Origin of the sequence: Halopseudomonas pelagia CL-AP6 (genome assembly GCF_000410875.1) — a bacterium.
Classification (GTDB): Bacteria; Pseudomonadota; Gammaproteobacteria; order Pseudomonadales; family Pseudomonadaceae; genus Halopseudomonas; species Halopseudomonas pelagia.
In genome coordinates, this window is record NZ_AROI01000014.1 from 119,329 (window position 1) to 143,650 (window position 24,322).

A 24,322-nucleotide genomic window follows, 5' to 3' on the forward strand; every position below is an offset into this window, starting at 1 on the left:
CTTTGTTGCATCACAGGAACAGTCGAAATGGGTTTGGATGACGCGCTGATTTTCACCCGGGTAGTCGAATGCCATAGCTTTACCAGTGCCGCACTCACCTTGAATATGCAGAAGTCCACCGTGAGTCGGCGGATTGCGCAATTGGAGGAGCGGCTGGGGGTGCGTCTGCTCAATCGCACCACGCGCAAACTGCGCTTGACGGAAGTCGGCCAGGCTTATTACGAGCGCTGCCGGCAAATCATGCAGGAGTTTGCCGAAGCCGAGCAGGCGATCATGCAGTTACAGCGTGAGCCAACCGGACTGCTGCGGGTCAGCTCGCCGATTGAGTTTGGTCAACTATTCCTGGGCGGCGTGGTGGGTGAATTCATGCGTTGCTATCCGGCGATCCAGGTGGAAGTCGAACTGACCACGCGGATGATCGATCCGGTGGAAGAGGGCATTGACGTGGTGATTCACCGCGGCCGGCCACAGGATTCGAGCCTGGTTGCCCGCCCGATGATGTCCAGCCCGCGCCAATTGTTTGCCAGCCCGGATTATATTGCCCAATACGGCATGCCGCAGAAGCCCGAGGAGCTGTCCAAGCATCGGTGTATTCATACTTTGATGGATGGCGGGCGCAAATGGCACTTTCTCGACCCGCATGTGAGCGTGCAGGTGAGTCCGATTTTGACCGTCAACAACATTACCTTTGCCCGCGAGGCGGCTATCGCCGGCGCGGGCATCATCAATGTGCCGGCTTTTATCGCCGAGCCCTACGTTGAACAAGGCCAACTGGTCCGCGTGCTCGAGCACGTCACCTTGCCGTCTAGTGAACTCTATGCCTTGTATCCCTCTCGACGTTTCCAGGCCATGAAGGTCAAGGCATTTATCGACTTCATGATCGAAAGTCTGGATAGATTCATTGTCTTGGGTGTGGAGAAGGATGCGGAGGCGCTGATATCATCACAGCTTGCGCCGCCTGATCTGGCCGACCAGTAACACCCGTTTCCCATCACGAGAGATCCCATGACTGTCCGCACGCGTATTGCTCCTTCGCCTACCGGTGACCCCCATGTGGGTACCGCTTATATCGCCCTGTTCAATCAGTGTTTTGCCCGCCAGCACGGCGGGCAGTTCATTCTGCGGATAGAGGACACCGACCAGGTGCGTTCCACTGCCGAGTCTGAACAGCAGATCCTCGACTCCCTGCGCTGGTTGGGGCTGGAATGGGACGAAGGCCCGGATGTGGGTGGCCCACACGGGCCTTATCGGCAGAGTGAGCGCAGCGCGATTTACCACCAGCACAGCGAGCTACTGATCAGTCAGGGTCATGCGTTCCGCTGCTTCTGCAGCAGCGAGCGGCTGGACGCCCTGCGTGCCGAGCAAACGGCCAATAAGCAGACCCCCGGGTACGACGGCCACTGCTTGTCGCTGAGTGAGCAGGCTGTGACTGATCGGGTGGCGGCGGGCGAGTCCCATGTCGTACGGATGAAAGTGCCTGAGACCGGTATTTGCCAGGTGCAGGACATGCTGCGTGGCGAGATTGATATCCCCTGGGAGCAGGTGGATATGCAGGTGCTGATGAAGGCCGATGGCCTGCCGACCTACCACCTGGCCAATGTCGTCGATGACCACCTGATGGGCATCACCCATGTACTGCGCGGTGAGGAATGGATCAACTCGGCACCTAAGCACATATTGCTGTATCAGTACTTTGGCTGGGATATGCCGCAACTCTGTCACATGCCGCTGCTGCGTAATCCGGACAAGAGCAAGCTGTCCAAACGCAAGAACCCCACCAGCATTACCTTCTATGAGCGCATGGGCTATCTGCCACAGGCGCTGGTCAATTATCTGGGGCGCATGGGTTGGTCGATGCCGGACGAGCGTGAAAAGTTCTCCCTCGATGAGATGGTCGCGCATTTCGATATTCAGCGCGTATCGCTGGGCGGCCCGATTTTCGATGTGGAAAAGCTCGCCTGGTTGAACGGCCAATGGATTCGCGAGCTGTCGGTCGATCAGTTTGCTACCGCAGTCCAAACCTGGGCGCTGAACGCCGATTATCTCAAACCAATGATTCCTTTGGTGCAGAGCCGGGTGGAAACCTTCAGTGAGCTGATTCCGCTGGCCGGGTTCTTTATGACCGGTCAGGTGAATCCAGCGGCGAGCCTGTTCGAGCACAAGAAGCTCTCGCCAGATCAGGTCCGCCAGGCGCTGCAGTTGCTGTTGTGGAAGCTCGAAGCTACCCGCCAGTGGGATAAGGACAGCATTACCGCGAGCATCCAGCAGATTGCCGAACTGCTTGAACTGAAACTGCGTGATCTGATGCCGTTGCTGTTCGCCGCCATCACCGGTCAGGCCAGTTCGGTGTCGGTACTGGACGCCATGGCGCACCTGGGCCCAGACCTGACCCGTTTCCGACTGCGTCAGGCGCTTGAGCTGCTGGGCGGCAGCTCGAAGAAAGAGGTCAAGGCCTGGGAAAAGCTGTTAGCCTAGGGCGCTTGCAGTCAGCTTAAGTACCTGTTCTAGATAAAATTCTGTTGACAGCTCGGGGCTCCAATCATAATATGCGCCCCGTCCTAGAGACGGGGCTATAGCTCAGCTGGGAGAGCGCCTGCATGGCATGCAGGAGGTCTGCGGTTCGATCCCGCATAGCTCCACCATTTTTGGTCGCCGCTCTGCGTTGGCCGGTTTTATCACTGCACCGAGGTTCCAGCCTCAGTGAGAAGGGTTTGCGTCCCCTTCGTCTAGTGGCCTAGGACACCGCCCTTTCACGGCGGTAACAGGGGTTCGAGTCCCCTAGGGGACGCCATTGTTTGACCGATACACTTTGGTGTATCGGGGTCGCAAGACCACGGGGCTATAGCTCAGCTGGGAGAGCGCCTGCATGGCATGCAGGAGGTCTGCGGTTCGATCCCGCATAGCTCCACCATTACCAAGGGCCGACATTCGTTGTCGGCCCTTTTTTTTGGTTTTTTGGCCGGCTTTTACGCAATGTTTACGCCTGGCCAGGCATTTGCGGCTCGTTTGTTTATGCCGTGCGCCCTTAGCCTGTGCTCCATCATTCCAGGAGTCAGGTCATGTTCAATTTCCTCCGTCCGATCATCTATGTGTGCGGGATTCTCATGTTGATCATGGCTGGGCTGATGTTGTCGGTGGCATTGTTTGCCTGGATCCGTCAGGATCCTGAAATGTCCGTGTTTCTTATCAGCGCTGGTCTGGTTTCTGCGCTGGGCCTGATGATGGTGGTCAGCGGCCGTTCCCTTCACTTTCATCTGGTTGCCCGGCAGTTGTACCTGCTGACCAGCTTGAGCTGGGTAATGATGTCGCTGGCGGGTGCCTTACCGCTGTTTTTCAGTCATTTTGAGCTGACTTTCGTCAATGCGGTGTTTGAGGCGGTCTCGGGCATTACTACGACCGGCTCGACCATTCTGGGAAAAATAGAAACGCTGCCGCCGAGCCTGCTGTTATGGCGTTCATTGCTGCAATGGTTAGGTGGCCTGGGCGTGGTGGGTATGGCGGTATCAATCCTGCCCTTTCTAAGGGTTGGCGGGATGCGGCTGTTTCATACCGAATCTTCCGACTGGTCAGACAAATCCATGCCGCGCATTCAGACCCTGGCGCGCATGCTGCTGGGTACCTATCTCAGTCTCAGTCTGGCGTGCATGCTGAGCTACTGGTGGGCGGGGATGACCCTGTTCGATGCGATTAATCATGCGATGAGCACCGTGTCCACCGGCGGTTACGCTACGGACGATCGTTCCATGGGGCGCTTTGGTGCTCCGGTGTTGTGGATTTCCATCGTTTTTATGCTTTTGGGTGCGATGCCTTTCACCATGTTGATCGGCTTTGTTCGGCGCCCGCAGCTGGCTGCGTTGAATAACCAGCAGGTCAAGGGGCTGTTGATGATTGTTGCTGCGGTATCGCTGGCGCTTACCGCCTATTTGATTGAACAGGGCGCGCACGCCCCGTTCGAGGCGTTAACTCACGCGACCTTCAACCTTGTCTCGGTGATCACCACCACCGGTTACGCCTCGGGTGACTATACCCAGTGGGGTGCGTTCAGCGTGGCGCTGTTTTTCGTGGTGATGTTTATTGGCGGCTGTTCCGGATCAACCAGTGGCGGGATGAAGGTCTTCCGTTTCCAGCTGAGTTACTTGTTCCTGCGCAGTCAGGTACGTAAGTTGGTGCATCCCAATGGCGTATTTGTTACCCAGTACAACGGCAAGCCAGTCAGCGATGACATCATCCTCTCGGCGATTGCCTTTTCGTTTCTATTTTTCCTCTGCCTGGCCGGCTTTACCCTGCTATTGTCGCTGATGGGGCTGGATCTGGTCACCAGTCTAACGGCCGCTGCCACGGCGCTGACCAACGTGGGTCCGGGACTGGGGCCAGTGGTAGGGCCTGCGGGGAATTTCGCGGCCTTACCGGACGCGGCCAAATGGCTGCTATCCTTGGCGATGCTTCTCGGCCGTCTGGAGCTTCTGACGATGATGGTTCTGTTTACACCGATGTTCTGGCGCAGTTGATGAAAAAGACAACCCTGGGCGTGGCCAATCTCAAATCGCTGATCCTTCCGGTGCTGTTGCCCGCACTGGCAACGCTGATGGCGGTTCTGCTGTCGCCGCTGCTGTCGGTAGCCAATCTGGCCTTGCTGTACCTGGCCGCAGTGCTGCTCACTGCGATCAGCACCAGTGTCAGGCCCGCGTTGGTATCGGCCATCCTTAGTTTCCTGGCGTATAATTTTTTTCTCACCGAGCCTCACTACTCCCTGCGTATGCTGCATCGGGAGGATATCTTCACCGGCATCCTGTTGATTATGGTGGCCATCGTTACCGGCCATTTGGCTGCCAGGCTCAGCGAGCAGGTGGCTGCGCTACGGGATAGCGAACGCTGGAACGCGCAGCAGATGGCCTGCGCTCGAGCCCTTTCGGTGTGCGTTGCCGCCGATGAGGTTGTCCGGGTTTTTTCCGCGCAATTGGAGGAGGCTCTTGGTTGGTATGCTCGCCCGGCAGACGTCGCCCTGGCGAGTCAGCATCCCGTGCAGCAGGCGCGTGAGGTCAGTTGGTTCGAGGACGCGGGCGGCGTCACTCTGATCTTTACCAACTCGAAGGCCGAGCCGGTAGGCACAATACGTTTATCGGCTACCGAGCCGCTGCAGAGTGTGCACCGGCAACGCCTGGAAATGTTGGTAAGCCTGGCGCGCTTGGCCTGGGGGCGAGTGCAACTGGAGGAATCTCTGCGTGATGAAACCTTGGGCAAGGAGCGCGAGCAACTGCGTTCCGCGCTGCTTTCCTCGGTATCGCATGATTTGCGTACGCCACTGGCGACGATGATTGGCTCGGTGTCCAGCTTGATTGACCTGAGCGACTCGCTCGATGCTGCGCAACGCGCCGAGCTGCTGGACAATACCCTCAGCGAGGCCCGGCGTTTGGATCGCTATATCCAGAAACTATTGGATATGACCCGTCTGGGTCACGGCGAGTTGACCCTGGACCGTGACTGGATCGGCCTGGACGATATTGTCAGTGTGGTCATGCGCCGCAGCAAACCCTTGATTGGCGATCTGGAGATAAAGCTGGACGTGCCCACGGGTCTGCCCTTGTTGCATGTGCATCCGGCGCTGATTGAGCAGGCGCTGTTCAATGTGCTGGAAAATGCCATTCGATTTTCCCCGCCGCATGGCCGCATCTGGCTCAGCGCTGAAGAAGAAGAGGGCTGGCTGCATGTTGATGTGCGCGACAGCGGTCCGGGCATTGCGTCGGACAAGCGCGACCAGATATTCGACATGTTTCACACCTTCAGTCATGGCGATCAGTATGCTGCGGGCACGGGTCTGGGTTTGGCCATCTGTCGCAGTATTCTAGCGGCGCATGGTGGCAAGGTCTCTGTGCTTGAGAGTGCTACGCGCAAGGGCGCAACACTGCGCTTGAGCTTGCCTCTGCCAAAAGTGGACGATTCCGTCGCGAGCGAGCCGATATGACTCAGGTGCTGATCATCGATGACGAGCCGCAGATTCGACGCTTTCTGACGATCTGCCTCGGCTCCCAGGGTTACCAGTTACTTGAGGCGGAGGATGGCCGGCGCGGTTTGCAACAGGCAGCGTTGCACGAGCCGGACCTGGTGATTATGGATCTCGGCTTGCCAGACATGGACGGCCAGCAGTTGCTGCAGAGCCTGCGCGAATTCTATCAGGGCCCGGTGATCGTGCTTTCCGTGCGCAATGGCGAGCGCGACAAGGTCATGGCGCTGGACAATGGTGCCAACGACTACGTTGAAAAGCCGTTCGGTGCCAATGAGCTGCTGGCCCGTATTCGCGCGGTATTGCGCACTTATTCTGGTGTGGCAATCCCTCCTGTCGGTTATGCCGATGGCTACCTGAAAGTCGACCTGCTTGACCGTCGTGTCAGTGTGGCCGGGGAAGACGTGCATTTGTCGAAGAAGGAATTCGAGCTGCTGCGTTCGTTGATCGCCCATCCGGGCCGGATTATCACTCAGCAGCAGCTACTCAAGGATATCTGGGGTCCGCATCATACCCACGACACCCACTATTTACGGATTTTTATCGGCCGGCTGCGTGCCAAGCTGGGCGATGATCCCACCGCGCCACGTTATATCGAAACCGAGGCGGGGGTCGGTTACCGGTTTCTTGGTCAGCAAGACTGAGCGTATACGCATTATTTACGCATTGTCTGGAAGCTGAGCATCGTTTTTTTACAGGCTGATCACCAACACTGAACGCATGCACATTACCGGGAGCTACGCATGCGTATCATCATTCTGGGTGCCGGGCAGGTTGGCGGCACCCTAGCCGAGCATCTGGCTGGCGAAGCCAACGATATTACCGTGGTTGACCACGATGCCCGACGCCTTCGTGAGCTGGAGGACCGCCTCGATCTACGTACGCTCTGTGGCTCCGCCTCACTCCCGCATATCCTTGCCCAGGCCGGCGCAGAGGATGCCGATATGCTGGTTGCCGTCACCAGCAGTGACGAAATCAATATGATTGCCTGCCAGGTGGCGCAAAGCCTGTTCAACTTGCCACGCAAGATTGCCAGGGTGCGTGAGCATGATTACCTGAGCCACGGGGACACGCTATTCAGTCGTGAGGCGATCCCTGTGGACGTGTTGATTAGCCCGGAAGCGCTAGTCACCCTCAGCCTGAAACGCCTACTCCAGTACCCGGGGGCGTTGCAGGTATTGGATTTTGCCGGGGGCAAGGCGCAGCTGGTAGCGGTGAAGGCGCGTTACGGTGGCGCGCTGGTAGGCCAGCAAATTGCGTCGCTACGCGAACATCTTCCCAGCGTGGAGATTCGTGTGGCGGCGATCTTCCGACGCGATTGCGCTGTGATTCCGCGTGGCGACACGGTTATCGAGGCCGACGATGAGGTGTTCTTTATCGCGGCACGCGAAGATATCCGTCAGGTGATGGGTGAGCTACGCCGCCAGGATCGGCCCTACAAAAGAGTCGTTATCGCTGGTGGCGGGCATATTGGCGCGCGGCTGGCGGCGAGCATTGAAGAGCGTTATCGGGTCAAGGTGATCGAGTTGAACCTGGAGCGCTGTGAATTACTGTCACAGGAGTTGAAGCAGAGCACCATTCTGCACGGCAGCGCGTCCAACCGCGATTTGCTGATCGAAGAAAACATCGAAGCGACGGATGTGTTCCTGGCACTAACCAACGATGACGAGGCGAATGTCATGTCATCGATGCTGGCGAAGAAGCTTGGGGCGCGTACAGTGATTACGCTGATCAACAATCCGGCCTATGTCGATCTGGTGCAGGGCGGTCTGATTGATATTGCCCTGTCGCCGCAACAGTCGACTATCAGTGCGCTGCTCAGCCATGTCAGGCGCGGCGACGTAGTGGCAGTGCACTCCCTGCGTCGCGGCGCCGCTGAAGCGCTGGAAGCGATTGCCCACGGCGATCGTCAAAGCTCGCAAGTGGTCGGGCGCCGGATAGACCAACTGGATCTGCCCGAGGGGACCATAGTCGGTGCCTTGGTGAGAAGCGAGGTGGTATCCATCGCCCATGATCACAGCGTGATCGAGGACGGTGATCATGTGATTCTGTTTGTCGCCGACAAGCGTGCGGTAAAACAGGTCGAGCGCCTGTTCCAGGTGGGTATCGGCTTTATTTAACTACCCAAATGCTCATCTGCGCACCGCCCAACGCTGAAATCATGCACCTGGCGGTCAGTACTCCCTTCTGTATTGCTCAGTCCGGTCCCGCTCGCGCGGGCTTGAGGGCGGGCCTTTCGGCCGTTTGACCGGCCTCTGATTCGATTTCGCCGGGCAAGCTCTGGTGTTACGTCGGTTGTAACCCGGGCGCGGTTTCGGTAAGCTTTTTGTTAATTGAACGTTCAATTAAGAAAAAATATGCCCAAGATCGGAATCAAAGACACACGCAAGCAGCAGCTCATACAGGCGACGCTCGAATCAATTGCCGAGCTGGGGCTGCAGAACACCACCATCATCTCCATCAGCCGCCGTGCGGGTATGTCTTCGGGGATTATCAGCCATTATTTCGGTGGTAAGCAGGGGCTGATCGAGGCTGCGTTACGCTATTTGCTTGAGCAGTTAGGCAAGGATTTTGGTGAGCGCATCAAGGCCACCGATGGCTCACCGCGGCAGCGGTTGGAGTGCATCGTTGAAGCGAATTTTACTGAGTTTCAGCGCTCGGACCTGGCCAGCCGGACCTGGCTGAGCTTCTGGGCTCGGTCGATGCACGAGCCTGGCTTCAGACGGCTGCAACAGATCAATAGTGCACGGCTGTACAGCAACCTGCGTTATTCCTTTGCCCAGTTGCTGCCGCCTGAGGCGGCGACGAACGCAGCCCGGCAAAGTGCGGCGATGATCGATGGGTTCTGGCTGCGCAGCGCGCTGGGGCCTGATCCACAGCAGAGTTTTGCTACCGGCGAAGCGCTATGCAAGTGCTTCGTGCTGGACGTATTAAAGCACACAGAAAAACCAACTAATGAGGTTTAACCAATCAATGCTATTACCACGCTACCAGAACTTCGTCGACGGTCGATACCTCGCCAACAGCAGCGGAGAAAGCTTCTCTGTGGTCAATCCGGGTACCGGTCAGGTCATTTACCAGATGGAAGTGGCGGACGAATCGATCCAGCAGGCTGCAATCGAAAGTGCCGCCCGCGGCTTTGCTGAATGGTCAGCCATGAGTGGTATCCAGCGCAGCCGCATACTGCTGCGTGCTGTGGCCCTGCTACGTGAACGTAATGATCAACTCGCGGCGATCGAGGTGCAGGATACCGGCAAGCCTTGGCAGGAAGCGGTCGCAGTTGATGTGGTCACTGGCGCCGATGCGATCGAGTTCTTCGCTGGACTGGCACCGTCTATTGAGGGTAATCAGCAGGATCTGGGCGGCGATTTTTACTATACCCGGCGTGAACCGCTGGGTATCTGCGCTGGTATTGGTGCCTGGAACTACCCGTTGCAGATCGCCTGTTGGAAGTCTGCTCCAGCGCTGGCTTGTGGCAACAGCATGATATTCAAACCTTCGGAAGAAACACCGCTGGGCGCACTCAAGCTGGCCGAGATCTATCACGAAGCAGGCGTACCCGCTGGCGTGTTCAATGTGGTGCAGGGCGATGGCCGCGTCGGCGCCTGGCTGACGCACCATGCAGATATCGCCAAGGTGTCGTTCACCGGTGAGGTGGGGACGGGCAAGAAAGTTATGGGCGCGGCCGCTACCACGCTCAAGGACGTAACCATGGAGCTGGGTGGCAAGTCGCCGCTGATCGTGTTCGAGGATGCGGATATCAACAACGCTGTGTCGGCAGCGATGCTGGGCAACTTCTACACCCAGGGCGAGATCTGCACCAACGGCACGCGGGTCTTTGTGCATGAGGCTATTTATCCGGCGTTTATGGAACAACTGCTTGAACGCACCAGGAACAATATCCGTATCGGCGATCCGATGGACCCTGAAACCAACTTCGGCGCGCTGATTTCCCAGCAACATCGGCAGTTGGTGCTCGGTTATATCGAGAAAGGTATTGCCGAGGGTGCAACGTTGGCGTGCGGCGGCCGCAGTGCCCAGCCGGCCGGCGCGGCGGACGGCTTTTTCGTCGAGCCGACGATCTTTACCGACTGCACCGACGACATGACTATCTGCCGTGAAGAGATCTTCGGGCCAGTTATGTCAGTACTGACCTTCCGCGATGAAGAAGACGTGATCCGCCGCGCCAACGCTACCGAAACCGGCCTGGCTGCTGGCGTCTTCACCCGCGACATTCGCCGTGCGCACCGGGTTATTCATCAGATTCAGGCGGGTATCTGCTGGATAAACGCCTACGGTGCTTCGCCTGCGGAAATGCCGGTCGGTGGCTACAAACTGTCCGGCATCGGCCGTGAGAACGGTCGCGTTACGCTGGATCATTACACCCAGATCAAGTCTGTCTATGTCGGCATGCAGGATCTGGACAGCCCGTTTTAACGGGGAGCAGATTATGCAAAAGAATTTCGATTACATCATTGTTGGTGCTGGCTCGGCGGGTTGCGTGCTCGCCGCCAGATTGACCGAGGACGGTAAGCACCGCGTGCTGTTGCTGGAGACCGGTGGCAGTGACAAGAGCATCTTTATCCAGATGCCCACTGCGCTGTCGATCCCGATGAATACGCACAAGTACAACTGGCAGTTCGAAACCGAGCCCGAGCCTTACCTGAACGGGCGGCGTATGCATTGCCCACGTGGCAAGGTGCTCGGTGGTTCGTCCTCGATCAATGGGATGGTTTACGTGCGTGGCCACGCACGCGACTTCGACCAGTGGCAGCAAGCTGGCGCCGAGGGCTGGAGCTATCGCGATTGTCTGCCGTATTTTCGCAAGGCAGAAACCTGGGCCTTTGGCGGCGATACCTATCGCGGTGATCAGGGGCCGTTGGGCGTCAACAATGGCAACCAGATGCAGAACCCGCTGTATCAGACGTTTGTCGATGCCGGCGTCGAAGCCGGGTATGCCGCTACTCAGGATTACAACGGTGAGCAGCAGGAAGGCTTCGGACCGATGCATATGACGGTGCGTAATGGCCGCCGCTGTTCCACCGCCAATGCCTATCTGCGACCGGCCATGCAGCGAGCCAATCTGACCGTGGTCACCGGCGCACTGGTGCACAAGGTACTGCTTGAAGGCAAGACTGCCACTGGCGTGGAGTACGAGAAGAACGGCCAGCGCTGCAGTGTGGCGGCATCGCGCGAGGTGATTCTGGCGGCCGGCTCGATTGGTTCGCCGCACTTGCTGCAGCTCTCGGGCATTGGCAAGCCCCAAGTGTTGGAGCAAGCTGGAATCGCGCTGGTACACGATCTGCCTGGCGTCGGCGAGAATCTGCAGGACCATTTGGAGTTCTATTTTCAGTTTCGCTGCAAGCAGCCGGTCTCGCTTAATCGCAAGCTTGATTGGTGGAGCAAGTTGCAGATCGGCGTGCGCTGGTTGCTGCGCAAAGACGGTCTGGGTGCTACCAACCATTTTGAGTCCTGCGGCTTTATTCGTTCCAAGGCGGGTGTCGAGTGGCCGGATATCCAGTATCACTTCCTGCCTGCAGCCATGCGCTACGATGGCCGCGAAGCCTTCGATGGTGACGGCTTTCAGCTGCATGTCGGGCATAACAAGCCATTGAGTCGCGGCCATGTGCACGTGCGTTCGAGCGATCCGCGTCAGGCTCCGGAGATTCTGTTCAATTACCTGCAGCATGAAGCCGACCGTGAAGGTTTCCGCGATTGCGTGCGTCTGTCGCGCGAGATCATCGGTCAACCGGCGATGGACGCCTTCCGGGGTGAGGAAATCCAGCCGGGGCTGGCGGTGCAGAGCGATGAACAGATCGATGCCTTTGTCCGTGGCGCAGCAGAGAGCGCCTATCACCCATCGTGCTCCTGCAAGATGGGCACCGATGCGCTGGCCGTGGTCGATCCGCAGACGCGGGTGCACGGCATCAGAGGCTTGCGCGTGGTGGATTCCTCGGTGTTTCCGGTCATTCCCAATGGCAATCTCAATGCCCCGACCATCATGCTTGCCGAGCGCGCAGCAGACCTGATCAGGGGCATAGAGCCGCTGGCACCTTCGGATGCGAAGGTCAGGTTGGATGAACAATGGCGAACTCGCCAAAGGGCAGGGGAGGCATCGCGCCCCCCTGTCTGAGTACTGGGCAGCTTGAGCCTGCCCATCATGCAAACTGTCAGGTTTTGACTATTGCCGCATGCCGCGCACAAGCGCCGGCAAGCGGCAGATACTCAAGCCCTGAGCCGAGAATCTGCGGATGTTTGTACCCGTCGGACCAGAAAAGGAAACCCCATGACACTCTGGCTATCAATAGGCTTGCTGTTCACTTTCACTGCCATCATTTTTGTTCTTTGCAAATGGTGGAATACCCTCTGTATCGGGGTTACACCGCTCCCGGTTCTGACTTTTGTGGCGATTCTGTTTACTTCGGGTCTGGATGTGGGATTGATCATGTTTCCGCTGACCGAGTTCGCCGGCTACGCCGATCTGGCTGCCAGCCCCGAGTACAATTTTGCCAATCCGTTGGCCATCGAATTCGGCTTCTGGGGCTTCTTGATCTGGGGCTTCTATTTTCTCACCTGTTTTTACTTCTGCATGATCGAGCCGCGCGTCAAGTTCTTCGAGATCCCAGCGGTCAAGTTCGTCAACAACGCAGTGATTATCGGGACCTGCGCCTTTACCGCTTTTTTACTCTTGGTCAACCTGCCCTGGTATCTACCGGATCTGGGCGACGGCGAAGCCGTGCTGCCGGTCTTCTACATGATCGTTATCGCAGCCATTGCCGCAGCGGTGTATTCGAGCAGCAAGATCAAGTATGTACGCATTCTCAGCGTGGGTTCATCGGTACTCTTCATGTTGCTGATCGCGACCATGTGGACCGATGCCTTCCTGCTCGGTGACGGCACTGTGGGGGATTTCTTTGGCACCGCTGGTATGATCGGTGAGTACTTCACCAATCTGCACGAGTTTATGCTGCCGCTGAACGACTACCATGCGTTCTACCTGTTCTGGTGGTTCTCTTGGAGTGTCATGATTGGCCAGTTTACCGCGCGCTTTGTCAGCGGTCTGCGTACCTGGCAGTTGATGCTCGCCATGCTGATATTTCCTTCGGTCGCTATAGGTACCTGGTTTTCGGTGCTCTACTACTACCATGCCGAGGAGCTGGTGATCAGTACGGCGGTTAATCTGGCCATGATCAGTGTGGGTATCCTGATGGTAGTCAACTCGCTGGATTCGCTGATTCGTCTCTACAGTGAGAACCTGAACCTGACCGCCGAACGCGCTGGTAAGGGCAAATATTTTGTCGGTAACTTCCTGCTGATGTGTGGCCTGACGGTTTTGTTCATGCTCGATTTCCTGCAGATCGAGTGGGTTGGCGCGCTGGTGATAGCACTTTATCTAGGCTGCTTCGTTTACATTCTCAAGAACAAGCGTCGTGAGGTGATGGCGATCAACAGCTCGCCGCCGGAGAATCAGCTGGACTTTGGCAAGCTCAAGCGCAGCCACTGAGGCTGCTCAATACACCGGTACGCTAGCCTGATTGTGTCGTTGAGCCCTTAACCTGCGTCAAGGCAATCCACACAGAACACCAGGCTGCCATCATCCTGCTGGACGCTGCGCAGGCCATGGATGTCGCTTTCGAAGCCCGGAAAACAGTGATCCTGACGACCGGCAATCTGCAGAAAGTCGGTAATCGCGGAACCGTCTGCAGGGAAGCGTTCACCCGGCATGATCACCGGGATACCGGGCGGGTAGGGCACTAGCATTACCGCGCTGATTCGACCGGCCAACTGCTCGAGCGGAACCATTTCCACCTGGCCGCGAACCATATGCTGGTAGGCGTCGGCCGGGCGTACAACCATCTCCGGCAGCTCGGTGTAGATATGCCGTAGCGTGCGCACCATGCGCTGCTCCTTGTAAAAGGCATGCAGTTGCTGGCAGATATCCTGTAAACCAAGGCCGCGATAATGTCCGGTGGCGGCAATGCCGGGCAGGGTGGCTTCCAGCGGGGCATTGGCGTCATACAGCCTTTTGAATTCCTGTAGCTCCGAGACCAGCGTGCTCCATTTGCCTTTGGTGATGCCCAGGGAAAATAGAATCAGGAACGAATACAACCCGGTTTTCTCTACCACCAGCCCGCGTTCGGCGAGAAAGCGCGTGACTACTGCGGCGGGAATACCGCTCTTGGCCAGGCGCCCCTGTTCCTCGACACCGGGGGTGAGTAGGGTCACTTTGATCGGGTCGAGCAGCGCATAGTCATCGGCCATGGGGCCGAAGCCGTGCCAGTCCTGGTGATTATCCAGGGTCCAGTCGGCGGCCTGCACCTGCTCGGCATCCAGTGCGTCTTCAGGTTCCCATACGTCGAACCACCATTGATCCTCATGCAGCCGTGCGGCTGTCTGCTGCATCGCGCGGCGGAACGAGAGCGCTTCATCCAGGGTTTCCTGCACCAGCGAGCGGCCGGGCTCGCCGGCCATCATGCCAGTGGCGACGTCGATCGACGCGATAATGCCGTAATGCGGAGAGGTCGAGGTATGCATCATGAAGGCTTCGTTGAAGCGCTCCAGGTCGAGCTGCTGGTCAATGCTGTTCTCGGCGAGGATGATCGAGGCTTGGGAGAGCGCCGCCAGAACCTTGTGCGGCGACTGGGTGGCAAACACCAGCGGATGCCTGGCGCGCTCAAAGCCGCGCTTGCTGCCCATGCCATGGCGGCCTGCGTAGAACTCATGAAAGGCCGCGTAGCCGTACCAGGCCTCGTCAAAATGCAGAATATCTACGGTGTCTTCCAGCTCATCCTTGATCTGCTCGGCGTTGTAGCAGAGCCCGTCGTAGGTCGAGTTAGTCAGCACCGCCAGGCGGATCTTGGCTTCGCGCCCCTGTAGCAGTGGGTGCTCGGCGAGCCTCTGGCGCAAGTTGGCTGGCGCGAAGGCGTCGAGGCTGATCGGCCCGATAATACCGTAATCGTTGCGTGAGCCAGTCAGATAGACCGGGATGGCCCCGGTCATGATGATCGCATGCAAAATCGACTTGTGGCAGTTGCGGTCGACCAGCACCACATCATCACGGCTGACAAAGGCGTGCCAGATGATCTTGTTGGCGGTCGAGGTGCCATTGACCACATAGAAGCTGTGATCGGCGCCAAAGGTGCGCGCGGTATTGGCTTCCGCTTCTGCGATCGGGCCGTTGTGATCGAGCAGCGAGCCCAGGCCAGGAACCGATACCGAAAGGTCGGAGCGCAGCGTGTTTTCGCCGAAAAAGTCGTGAAAGGCGCGGCCGACCGGGCTCTTGCGAAAGGCCACACCGCCGCCATGCCCGGGCGAATGCCAGGAATAACTGGCGCGGCCAGTGTAATCGAGTAGCGCCTTGAAAAATGGCGGTAACAGCTGCCCAAGGTAAGCCTGCGCGGTACGTGCGATCTGCCCGGCAATAAAGGGCAGGGTGTCCTCGAATAGATAGATAATACCGCGCAGTTGGTGCAGCTCGCGCAGCGCGCTGAGTTTGTCGTTATCCAGGCTCTGGCGGGTCGTCAGCGCCATAATCGGCAACTCCGGCGAGCGACAGTGGGCCGCCAGAAACAGGGCTTTGACCTGCTCCAGATCATCTTCCTGGTCGACGCTAAAGAGGATACAGGACAGGCCTCGGTGCGCTTCAGCGATCAATCGGCCCTCTTCAATGGAGGCTGTTGCCAACACTTCCAGGCCTTCTTGCTTTAACGCCTTGGCCAGCTCTGCGAGTTGACTGCCAGCGACATCCTGACGGCCTATATGCGGATTGATGACCAGAATGGGAAAGTGCAGGTGCTTGAACATGAACGCCGATTCCTTGGAAGGCCTGTGTGCAGACTACACCACAGATCAGCGTGCTGCTCCATCTGCTATCGAGGCTGACGGATCAGAAATTAGGTGAGCAGTGGTATGCTTTGTACTTTACAAAACGATATGGATGGGAGTTAGCGACAGTGAAATGGGATCTGGACAACCCGCATACTCTGGAGATTACCGTACAACCCGAGGACATCGACGGGCTCGGGCACGCGAATAATATCGTTTACGTCGGTTGGTTAGAGCGGTGCGCCTGGCAACATTCCAGCTCACTGGGACTGGGCGTGGAGGAGTACCGCAAGCTGGACAGAGCCATGGCGGTGTTTCGCCATGAGATAGATTATCTGCGCGCGGCTTACGAGGGTGATCAACTGGTCATGGCGACCTGGATTGTCAGTTGGGACCAGAAGCTGCGGATGACGCGTCACTTCCAGCTATGCCGCGTGTCGGACGGCGCCACCTTATTGCGCGCCCGCACCACCTTTGTCTGCATCGAAGTGTCCACCGGCAAACCCAAGCGTATGCCGCCAATCTTTATCGAAGTCTATGCCAAGGGTATGTCGGAAGATGTGGCGACCGGACAGATTACACGGGATTGAATCGTGGGATTGAAACACGGAGTTGAGCGGGCAGCATGGCGGCAGGTATTAATCTGCCGCCTGCTCTGGGCTCAGCGGTATTCGCACAGGTAGGCGGTATCTTCCTCCACCTTGAGCTTGAACTTGCTATGCGCGGCCACGACGAACTGGCTGCCGGCGGCATAGTCTTCCCAGTCGTCGCCACCGGGCAACTGCACGGTAAGCTTGCCGGTAATCACCTGCATGATTTCCAGCTGATGGGTGCCGAATTCATATTCACCCGGTGCCATCACGCCCACAGTGGCGGTGCCGTCAGGCTGCTGAAAGCCGATTGACGCGACCTTGCCATCAAAATACTCGTTGATCTTGAACATCTGCGGGCTCCTCGAGAGCGTAATTGAGAGCCGCATAGTATGCCTAAGCCGGTTATAAACCGGCAATCGAAATCAGACCTGCGCGCTTTTGCCGGTCAGTTTAGCGCTGGCGCGTTCGGCAAAGCCGTTGATGATCATATACAGGCAAGGCACCACAAAGAGTGTCAGCAGCATCGAGAACATCAGCCCGCCGACGACGGTCAGCGCCAGTGGCCGCATGATTTCCGCACCTTCACCAATGCCTATCGCCAAGGGCAGCATGCCCAGGACTGTGGTCAAGGTGGTCATCAGAATCGGTCTGAGGCGCACGCTGCCTGCTTTGGCGACCGCTTCCACAACGCTCAAACCCTCCTGTTTGCGGCCTTGTTCTATGTATTCCACCAGCAGAATGGCGTTGTTTACGACGATGCCAATCAACAGGATGAGCCCAATCATCACCGGTGAGGATATGGGCGTACCAGTAACCCAGAGCGTCAGGCTGACGCCCACCATCGACAAGGGCGCGGCGGCTATGATGATCAGCGGGTTGCTTAGGCGTTCGTATTGGACGGCGAGCACGACAAACACCAGGAAGATCGACAGCAGTACCACCAGCGTGATTTCCTGATTGGTTTCCTTGATCGTTTCCCATTGTCCGCCGGTGAGCAGGCTGTAGCGTTCAGGCAAATCAAGGTCTGCCAGTCGCGACTCGACCTCCATCATGACCGTACCCACGTCGGAAATGCTGGTATTGATATCGCCAATCACGCGCATGATACGGGTCTGATTTTCACGGTAGATCACTGCCGGGCCTTCACCCAGTTCTAGGGTGGCGACGTCACGTAACAGCACTGGCTCGTTATCAACGCGGAAAAGCATCAAATTGCCGAGATCGTCGGCATCGGTAATGCTGTTGTAGGGCAAACGCACTCGTAGGTCATATTCCTGGTTGCCGTCGATGTACTGGGTAGCGACCTGGCCATCTACCGCATGGCGAATCGCTTCGCCTACTTCACTCACCCGTAGTCCGAATTGCGCCGCGCGCTGGCGATCGACAAACAGACGTAGCAGCGGTGTTTGCTCTTCGGCGCCGGTTTCTAGTCCGATCAGACCGGGAATGCCTTGCAAGCGCTCGCTGATATCGTCGGAAATGCGCTGCAATTCGCCCAGGTCCGGACCGGTTACGCCAATCGCCAGGTCGTTGCCACCGCTGGTAAAGCGCAGGCCGCGAATCTGCGGCGGGCGGGCAGTGATGCGCACACCAGGTAGGCCAAGGTCGCGCACGGCCTTTTGCGCCTGGTTGATCCAGATACCGGCAGGCATGTCCGGGCGGTCGCTGGCGGGCACCAACTGAATTTGGAAAATCCCGGATCCGGCACGTTCGCTGATGACGCCACCCCATAAAGCGCCCCCGGCCAAGGTGAATACGTTATCGACGTAGTCGCGCTCCATCAGTAGCTGTTCTATCTGGCGGGAAACGCGTTGGGTTTCTTCCGGTGGCGTACCGGCGGGCATGGTGATGCGAATTTGTACCGCGCCATCGTCCAGTTGCGGCAGAAACTCACTACCCAGTTGCGTGAATAGCCAGGCAGATCCCGCCAGCAAGACGCTGGCAATGACCATCACGGCCCAACGCCAGCGCAGCACGCCGGGCAGTACGCGCGAATAACCGTTGCGCAGGCGTGCTATGCCGCTGCTGAACAAGCGTACCGGAGCGCTGCGGACCAGCCCGCTGTTGAAACTGATGCGGCCCATTAGCGCGGCCAGTGACGGTACTAGCGTCAACCCAGCCAAAAGTGTTGCCAGGATGGCGAATGAAATGGTCAGGATCATCTCGCGGAACACCAGCGCGGCAATACCGCTGACCAGCAGGAAGGGTACCACTGCCGCCAGGTTGGTAACCGTCCCTGCGGTGATAGCCGATACCACTTCGCTGGCGCCATCGCGTGCTGCATCTTTGGGCGATTTGCCCAAGGTTTCTCGATGCCGATAGATGTTCTCCAGCATCACAATGGCATTGTCGAGCAGCAAGCCAACGCCCAGAGCCAGCCCGCCCAGACTGATAATGTTCAGGGTGAGTCCGCTGACGCCCATCAGGCTGAAAGTGGCCATGATGGCGATCGGAATCGAGATGCCAATGACAAAGCCCTTGCGCAGACTGCCAAGAAACAGCAGCACCATAATCATTGCCAGTGTGCCGCCTAACAGGGCTGCGGAGCTGACGCTGGAAAGGGCACCACGAATGAAGTAGGCCGGATCCTGGGTTGGACGGTAACTGATATCCGCGGGTATGAAGCCATTGCGAACCAACCGGTCCAAGGTGTCGCGTACCGCATCGGCAACGGCCACCGTGTTGGCTTCGGGTAATTTGTAGATGGAGACCTGAGACGCAGGCGTGCCGTTCAGGCGTGCGAATACGCGCTGACGCCGATGCCCATCGATTACCTCGGCAACATCGGCAAGACGGATATTCTGCCCGTAGCGCGACACTTCACGGGGCAGGGGTAATAGCAGGTTTTCAATCTGTTCAAGCGAGGTGAACAGTCCCTCGGTCTTGGCAGCTACATCAAAGGTCTCGGAAGTCACCCGGCCAATTGGCAGGTCGCGATTCTCCGCTGCCAACGTGCGGCTGACATCGTCCATGCCCATGCCGTAGGACAGCAGCCGCTGCTGGTCAACGACGACCTCTATCTCGCGGACCATGCCACCAGCGGCCTCTACCGAGGAGACCCCCGGGATGCCGATAAGCTGTGGCGACAGAGTGTTTTCAATCCAGTCGTTGAGCGCCGCCTCGCTGCGCACGGTAGAGCTGAAGCCACCTTGCCATACGGCCTGTTGGCCGGGGTCAAATTTCCGTACCCGGGGTGGGTCGATATTCGGTAGTAGCGCGCGCGCCTGTTCCAGGCCGCGAGCGGTGTCCTGTAGCGCCAGATCCAGGTCAGTGCCAAATTCGAACGTCAGGTCAACGTCGGTCTGACTGTCTTCGACTTCGCTGCTGATTTTGGTCAGGTTTTCCGTCGCCGCCAGACTGCGTTCCAGTACCCGGGTTACCTGCTCTTCGATGACCTCGGCAGACACGCCGGGGTACTCGACGCTGATGCGGATCTGCGGATAGTCGATGCTCGGCAGCAGGTCAATCGGTAGGCGCTGGAGAAAATACAGGCCGATAACCAGTACCACGGAAGAAAGTGCCAGCGTACCTACTGGACGGCTGATGGCCAGAGACGTCAGGCCGAAACGTCGGCGCTCAGTCATGGCGAATGACAATGCGGACTTTCTGCTCGTCCAGCATGTCGATCGGGTTGCTGGCGAGAATCAGTTCGCCGGGCTCCACGCCGCTGAGTATTTCGGTCCAGCGGCTGCGGCTTATGCCGGTGGTTACCGTGCGGCGTACCAGGATATCGTGCTCAATGACGAATAGGTAATATCCGCCTTCCTGGCTACCCAGCGCTGCAGAGGGAACGACCAGGGTATCCGGGCGTGGATCGATGGCTGCGTCAATGCGCGCCAGAAAGCCTGGCCTGACGCCCTGGTCCCAGGCGGTGGTCGGCAGCAGCACTTCTACCGTTATCAGCCGGCTACTGCCCAGCGCGGCGGGGAAGATGCGCCGCACTATGCCTTCCAAGCGCAGCTCTGGCAATGCGTCCAGGGTGATGGGCAGTAGCTGGCCCTGCTGCAAATGCACAACATCCAGCTCAGAGACGCCGAGGCGCAATACCAACTGATCCATATCGGCTAGCTCAAACAGGGTGCTCTGCGTTTCAACCGCTTCTCCGGTTTCGATATAACGGGCAATGACCATGCTGGCTTGCGGTGCCTCTATCCGCCCGTAAGCAACCCGACTCTGCCACAACTCGCGTTGGCTGCGGGTGACCTGCAAGGCAACATCGGCGGCTTGATATTCGATTTCGGTAGCCACGCCGCGCCTACGTAGTTCGATGGCTCGATTAAAATCGAGGGTTGCCGAAGCCATCTGTGCCTGCGCGCGGGCCAGTTCGGCTACCGCTTCGGCGACATCGAGTTGCGCCAGAAGCTGGCCAGCTTTGACCCGATCGCCTTCCTCGACCGCTACACTCTGGACGGTGCCCGCGGTACGCGCAGCCAAACTGATCAATGTGCGCGGTTCTACTGTTGCGGCAATACGCAGTGGCCGGGACAGGTCTCGCGTGCTGACTTCATAGGCGGCCACCGGAGTCGGGGGGCGCTCGGCTGATGCTGGCGGGGCCTCCTGCTGGCAACCAGCGAGCAGTGCAAGCAAGAACAGACCCAGTATGAACAGACACGGGAAACTACGGAATGAGACGGGTCTGGGCATCAACATGCGTAGGGGCTTTCCTTTCCTGGCGGGCGCGGTTTGCTGGCCATGGTTAACATCGTTTAGCTGGCTGTATGCTACTCGTTAGAGATGACAGAATCAGCCCAAGTTGATAACGATTCCTGATATATATTGGCAAAAGGTTTCAGTCTGAGTCTCTACGCAGCAGCTTAGGCTATTGTGCTTGACCACAGAATATGCCGTTTGGGTCTGGGTATTGTGCATAGCTAATGTGCCCGGCGATTATGTCCATACGCAGACGGACGATACTGACGAGGCCGCTTGATGCGGTCTCCTTTTTCTAGAGGAAATACTGATGGCAAACCTGGCTTTTATTGGTCTGGGAGTGATGGGTTACCCAATGGCAGGCCATCTGCGCGCTGCCAATCATGAAGTCACTGTCTACAATCGGACGCAGTCTAGAGCGCAAGCCTGGGTAGATCAGTTTGGCGGGCGCGCCTGTTCGACGCCGGCGCAGGCGGCAGCTGATCAGGATCTGGTGATGATCTGCGTCGGCAACGATGATGATTTGCGTGAAGTGGTCAGCGGCGAGCAGGGAGTGCTCCAGGGCATACGCTCTGGTGCGGTGATTATTGACCACACCACGGCTTCCGCTGGCGTTGCCCGCGAGCTTTTCCAGCTCTGTGCGGAAAAGGGTGTGGGCTTCCTGGATGCGCCCGTCTCAGGTGGACAGGCGGGTGCGCAAAATGGCCAGTTGACGATCATGGTCGGCGGTGATGAATCGGTCTTTGACTTCAGTCGGCCGGTGATGAATTGCTACGCTAAAATGCTCAAGTTGATGGGGCCGGCGGGCTCGGGTCAGTTGACCAAAATGGTCAATCAGATCTGCATTGGCGGCCTGGTGCAGGGGTTGGCAGAGGCCTTGCATTTTGCCAAGAGTGCCGGTTTGGATGGTGAGGCGGCGATGTCGGTGATCAGCAAGGGCGCGGCACAATCCTGGCAGTTGGAGAACCGCCACAAAACCATGTTGGCTGGCGAGTTCGAGTTCGGCTTTGCCGTGGACTGGATGCGCAAGGATCTGGGCATCGTGCTTGATGAGGCGCGGCGTAACGGCGCGCAACTGCCGGTAACAGCGTTGGTCGATCAGTTTTACGCGGATATCCAGGCTATGGGCGGCAACCGCTGGGATACCTCCAGTCTGATTGCGCGGCTGGAGCGCAAGGGCAGGGAGTAATCGCCTACAGGGGCTGTTTGTCAGATCGACAGGGGTTGCTCTGCTGTGGATAATACGCCGCCTCGATCATGTCGCGTCCACAGGAGGGCAAAGCTCATGTCATTGACTATTTGCCGCTCTGGTTGCGGCGCCTGCTGCATAGCCCCCTCCATCAGCTCACCGATTCCCGGTATGCCACAGGGTAAGCCGGCCGGCGTGCGTTGTATTCATCTGGATGCACAGGCCCGTTGCGCGATTTTCTTGTCCCCGGATCGACCCCGGGTGTGTGCAGCGTTTCATCCGGCTGAAGACGTGTGCGGCGCTACTGCCGCTGACGCGTTGCGGATTATCGGTTGGTGGGAAGCGCAGACGGCATGATTCTCCTCAGTGGGCTGCAAGCGATATAAGCGCGACGCTGCCTTAATCCGGTCAAATTGTTCCAGGTTATCGCCATCCTCGCGAAGGCGGGGATCCGTTGGTGGATTAAAAGCGCTGGAGTGTGCGCCTGATAGCTGACTGGATGACTCTGAGCCAAGGTCAAAGCGGAATTCCGCTTTAGCGGAAATGACGAGGGTGAGTCAGAGCAGAAATGGGCGGGGTAGGCGTTGTGGTTGTCAGTTAGAGGCCAATAAAAAACCCGCCGAGGCGGGTTTTTTATTGGCTGGAAATCAGCCCGGATAGTCACGCTTGGGCGAGCCAGTGTAGAGCTGGCGCGGGCGGCCAATCTTGTACGGTCCGCTGATCATCTCATTCCAGTGTGCGATCCAGCCTGGCGTACGGCCGGTGGCAAAAATGACGGTAAACATCGAGGCCGGGATACCGATGGCCTTGAGGATGATCCCGGAATAGAAATCGACGTTCGGATAGAGATTGCGCTCAACGAAGTAGGGGTCGTTGCGAGCGATTTCTTCCAGCTTCATTGCCAGTTCCAGCTGTGGGTCATTGATGCCCAGCTCGGCCAGCACTTCGTCACAGGTCTGCTTCATGACTTTGGCGCGCGGGTCAAAATTCTTGTAAACGCGGTGACCGAAGCCCATCAACTTGAACGGATCGTCCTTATCCTTGGCCTTGGCTACGAACTTCTCGATATTCGATACATCGCCGATTTCATCAAGCATGCTTAGAACCGCTTCGTTGGCACCACCGTGTGCGGGGCCCCACAGGGCCGCGATGCCCGCAGCGATACAGGCAAACGGGTTGGCGCCGGAAGAACCAGCCAGACGCACGGTAGAAGTCGAGGCGTTCTGTTCGTGATCGGCATGTAATACGAAGATGCGATCCATGGCTTTGGCCAGCACCGGGTTAATCTTCTTCTCGTCACAGGGTGTATTGAACATCATGTGCAGGAAGTTTTCGGAATAGCTTAGTTCGTTGCGCGGGTACATCATGGGCTGACCCATGGAATACTTGTACACCATCGCCGCCAGCGTCGGCATCTTGGCGATCAGGCGCACGGCAGAGATTTCGCGATGGTGCGCATCGTTGATGTCCAGCGAGTCGTGATAGAACGCGGACAGCGCGCCTACAACGCCACACATGATGGCCATCGGGTGAGCGTCGCGGCGAAAGCCGTTGAAGAAGGTCTTCAGTTGCTCATGCACCATAGTGTGGTTCTTGATGGTGCTGACAAACTCTTTCTTCTCGCTGTCGCTGGGTAGTTCACCCTTGAGCAGCAGGAAGCAGGTTTCCAGAAAGTCGGCCTTCTCTGCCAGTTGCTCGATGGGATAGCCGCGGTGCAACAACACGCCCTTGTCGCCATCGATGTAGGTAATCTTGGATTCGCAGGAAGAAGTGGCCATAAAGCCGGGGTCGAAGGTGAAGAAGCCTTCAGCGGTCAGGCCGCGCACATCGATAACATCCGGGCCAAGAGTGCCTGAATACATTGGCAGGTCAATGGGGGTGTTCCCCTCGATGATCAACTGCGCCTTCTTATCAGCCATTGATGGCCTCCTGTCTGCTGGAATCGAAACTGGAATCGAAAAGGGCCCCCAATGCAGGGCCCGCATCACTATAAGGTGATAAATCGGTTTGTCAATTGTACCCATAGTGAATGGATATCGTCGGGATAAAAAGCTTTTATTTGCA

At 57.8% G+C, this 24,322-nt stretch carries 18 protein-coding genes and 3 tRNA genes; 16 read left to right on the forward strand and 5 right to left on the reverse strand.

The features are described from left to right. Positions 1–27 precede the first annotated feature (27 nt). From K787_RS0112120 to K787_RS0112180, 13 genes are all read left to right on the forward strand, one after another. Positions 28–978: a LysR family transcriptional regulator gene (locus K787_RS0112120; protein ID WP_022963075.1), complete on the forward strand. Its 951-nt coding sequence runs from the start codon at positions 28–30 to the stop codon at positions 976–978. A 27-nt stretch (positions 979–1,005) separates the two neighbouring features. Beyond that, positions 1,006–2,475, forward strand: a complete 1,470-nt coding sequence (gene gltX / locus K787_RS0112125) for a glutamate--tRNA ligase (protein WP_022963076.1) — start codon at positions 1,006–1,008, stop codon at positions 2,473–2,475. Positions 2,476–2,566: 91 nt separating this feature from the next. Further along, positions 2,567–2,642, forward strand: a tRNA-Ala gene (locus K787_RS0112130). Between the two features lie 73 nt (positions 2,643–2,715). Then, a tRNA-Glu gene (locus K787_RS0112135) sits at positions 2,716–2,791 on the forward strand. 44 nt (positions 2,792–2,835) lie between these two features. After that, positions 2,836–2,911 (forward strand) — tRNA-Ala (locus K787_RS0112140). 148 nt (positions 2,912–3,059) lie between these two features. Then, entirely contained in the window at positions 3,060–4,508 is a 1,449-nt protein-coding gene (locus tag K787_RS0112145; protein ID WP_022963077.1) for a TrkH family potassium uptake protein, read from the forward strand. After that, entirely contained in the window at positions 4,508–5,962 is a 1,455-nt protein-coding gene (locus tag K787_RS22995) for a sensor histidine kinase (protein ID WP_022963078.1), read from the forward strand. Before K787_RS0112145 ends, K787_RS22995 begins: the two co-directional genes overlap by 1 nt. After that, positions 5,959–6,645: a response regulator gene (locus K787_RS0112155; RefSeq protein WP_022963079.1), complete on the forward strand. Its 687-nt coding sequence runs from the start codon at positions 5,959–5,961 to the stop codon at positions 6,643–6,645. Before K787_RS22995 ends, K787_RS0112155 begins: the two co-directional genes overlap by 4 nt. A 99-nt stretch (positions 6,646–6,744) precedes the next feature. Then, complete coding sequence (gene trkA / locus K787_RS0112160; RefSeq protein ID WP_022963080.1) at positions 6,745–8,121, forward strand: Trk system potassium transporter TrkA; 1,377 nt, start codon at positions 6,745–6,747, stop codon at positions 8,119–8,121. Positions 8,122–8,358: 237 nt separating this feature from the next. After that, complete coding sequence (gene betI, locus K787_RS0112165; RefSeq protein WP_022963081.1) at positions 8,359–8,967, forward strand: transcriptional regulator BetI; 609 nt, start codon at positions 8,359–8,361, stop codon at positions 8,965–8,967. 7 nt (positions 8,968–8,974) lie between these two features. Then, entirely contained in the window at positions 8,975–10,438 is a 1,464-nt protein-coding gene (gene betB / locus K787_RS0112170) for a betaine-aldehyde dehydrogenase (protein ID WP_022963082.1), read from the forward strand. A gap of 13 nt (positions 10,439–10,451) precedes the next feature. Beyond that, a complete protein-coding gene (gene betA, locus K787_RS0112175) occupies positions 10,452–12,134 on the forward strand; it encodes a choline dehydrogenase (protein ID WP_022963083.1) in 1,683 nt (560 codons plus the stop codon). A gap of 153 nt (positions 12,135–12,287) precedes the next feature. Continuing rightward, on the forward strand, positions 12,288–13,505 hold the full coding sequence (locus tag K787_RS0112180; RefSeq protein WP_022963084.1) for a choline transporter: 1,218 nt from the start codon (positions 12,288–12,290) through the stop codon (positions 13,503–13,505). Positions 13,506–13,552: 47 nt separating this feature from the next. Here the strand turns inward: K787_RS0112180 and K787_RS0112185 are convergent, their stop codons facing one another. Next, a complete protein-coding gene (locus K787_RS0112185; protein ID WP_022963085.1) occupies positions 13,553–15,805 on the reverse strand; it encodes an Orn/Lys/Arg family decarboxylase in 2,253 nt (750 codons plus the stop codon). Positions 15,806–15,954: 149 nt separating this feature from the next. Between K787_RS0112185 and K787_RS0112190 the strand changes: the two genes are divergently transcribed. After that, positions 15,955–16,416, forward strand: a complete 462-nt coding sequence (locus tag K787_RS0112190) for an acyl-CoA thioesterase (protein ID WP_022963086.1) — start codon at positions 15,955–15,957, stop codon at positions 16,414–16,416. A gap of 71 nt (positions 16,417–16,487) precedes the next feature. On the opposite strand, the gene ppnP is transcribed toward K787_RS0112190, so the two are convergent. The 3 genes from ppnP to K787_RS0112205 form a co-directional block, all read right to left on the reverse strand. Beyond that, positions 16,488–16,769 (reverse strand): pyrimidine/purine nucleoside phosphorylase, encoded by a 282-nt coding sequence (gene ppnP, locus K787_RS0112195; RefSeq protein WP_022963087.1) that lies wholly within the window; start codon positions 16,767–16,769, stop codon positions 16,488–16,490. Positions 16,770–16,841: 72 nt separating this feature from the next. After that, a complete protein-coding gene (locus tag K787_RS0112200; protein WP_022963088.1) occupies positions 16,842–20,003 on the reverse strand; it encodes an efflux RND transporter permease subunit in 3,162 nt (1,053 codons plus the stop codon). Continuing rightward, positions 19,996–21,069: an efflux RND transporter periplasmic adaptor subunit gene (locus tag K787_RS0112205; RefSeq protein ID WP_022963089.1), complete on the reverse strand. Its 1,074-nt coding sequence runs from the start codon at positions 21,067–21,069 to the stop codon at positions 19,996–19,998. Before K787_RS0112205 ends, K787_RS0112200 begins: the two co-directional genes overlap by 8 nt. Positions 21,070–21,379: 310 nt before the next feature. On the opposite strand from K787_RS0112205, the gene K787_RS0112210 reads away from it, so the two are divergent. Further along, a complete protein-coding gene (locus tag K787_RS0112210; RefSeq protein WP_022963090.1) occupies positions 21,380–22,258 on the forward strand; it encodes an NAD(P)-dependent oxidoreductase in 879 nt (292 codons plus the stop codon). Positions 22,259–22,354: 96 nt separating this feature from the next. Further along, a complete protein-coding gene (locus K787_RS24740) occupies positions 22,355–22,615 on the forward strand; it encodes a YkgJ family cysteine cluster protein (RefSeq protein WP_084672060.1) in 261 nt (86 codons plus the stop codon). Between the two features lie 290 nt (positions 22,616–22,905). Here the strand turns inward: K787_RS24740 and gltA are convergent, their stop codons facing one another. Then, positions 22,906–24,177: a citrate synthase gene (gene gltA, locus K787_RS0112215; RefSeq protein ID WP_022963091.1), complete on the reverse strand. Its 1,272-nt coding sequence runs from the start codon at positions 24,175–24,177 to the stop codon at positions 22,906–22,908. Between the last annotated feature and the right edge of the window lie 145 nt (positions 24,178–24,322).

Coding starts and splice junctions, on each gene's coding strand:
- K787_RS0112120 (WP_022963075.1), top strand. CDS start 28: ATGGGTTTGGATGACGCGCTGATTTTCACCCGGGTAGTCGAATGCCAT.
- gltX (WP_022963076.1), top strand. CDS start 1,006: ATGACTGTCCGCACGCGTATTGCTCCTTCGCCTACCGGTGACCCCCAT.
- K787_RS0112145 (WP_022963077.1), top strand. CDS start 3,060: ATGTTCAATTTCCTCCGTCCGATCATCTATGTGTGCGGGATTCTCATG.
- K787_RS22995 (WP_022963078.1), top strand. CDS start 4,508: ATGAAAAAGACAACCCTGGGCGTGGCCAATCTCAAATCGCTGATCCTT.
- K787_RS0112155 (WP_022963079.1), top strand. CDS start 5,959: ATGACTCAGGTGCTGATCATCGATGACGAGCCGCAGATTCGACGCTTT.
- trkA (WP_022963080.1), top strand. CDS start 6,745: ATGCGTATCATCATTCTGGGTGCCGGGCAGGTTGGCGGCACCCTAGCC.
- betI (WP_022963081.1), top strand. CDS start 8,359: ATGCCCAAGATCGGAATCAAAGACACACGCAAGCAGCAGCTCATACAG.
- betB (WP_022963082.1), top strand. CDS start 8,975: ATGCTATTACCACGCTACCAGAACTTCGTCGACGGTCGATACCTCGCC.
- betA (WP_022963083.1), top strand. CDS start 10,452: ATGCAAAAGAATTTCGATTACATCATTGTTGGTGCTGGCTCGGCGGGT.
- K787_RS0112180 (WP_022963084.1), top strand. CDS start 12,288: ATGACACTCTGGCTATCAATAGGCTTGCTGTTCACTTTCACTGCCATC.
- K787_RS0112185 (WP_022963085.1), bottom strand. CDS start 15,805: ATGTTCAAGCACCTGCACTTTCCCATTCTGGTCATCAATCCGCATATA.
- ppnP (WP_022963087.1), bottom strand. CDS start 16,769: ATGTTCAAGATCAACGAGTATTTTGATGGCAAGGTCGCGTCAATCGGC.
- K787_RS0112200 (WP_022963088.1), bottom strand. CDS start 20,003: ATGACTGAGCGCCGACGTTTCGGCCTGACGTCTCTGGCCATCAGCCGT.
- K787_RS0112205 (WP_022963089.1), bottom strand. CDS start 21,069: ATGTTGATGCCCAGACCCGTCTCATTCCGTAGTTTCCCGTGTCTGTTC.
- K787_RS0112210 (WP_022963090.1), top strand. CDS start 21,380: ATGGCAAACCTGGCTTTTATTGGTCTGGGAGTGATGGGTTACCCAATG.
- K787_RS24740 (WP_084672060.1), top strand. CDS start 22,355: ATGTCATTGACTATTTGCCGCTCTGGTTGCGGCGCCTGCTGCATAGCC.
- gltA (WP_022963091.1), bottom strand. CDS start 24,177: ATGGCTGATAAGAAGGCGCAGTTGATCATCGAGGGGAACACCCCCATT.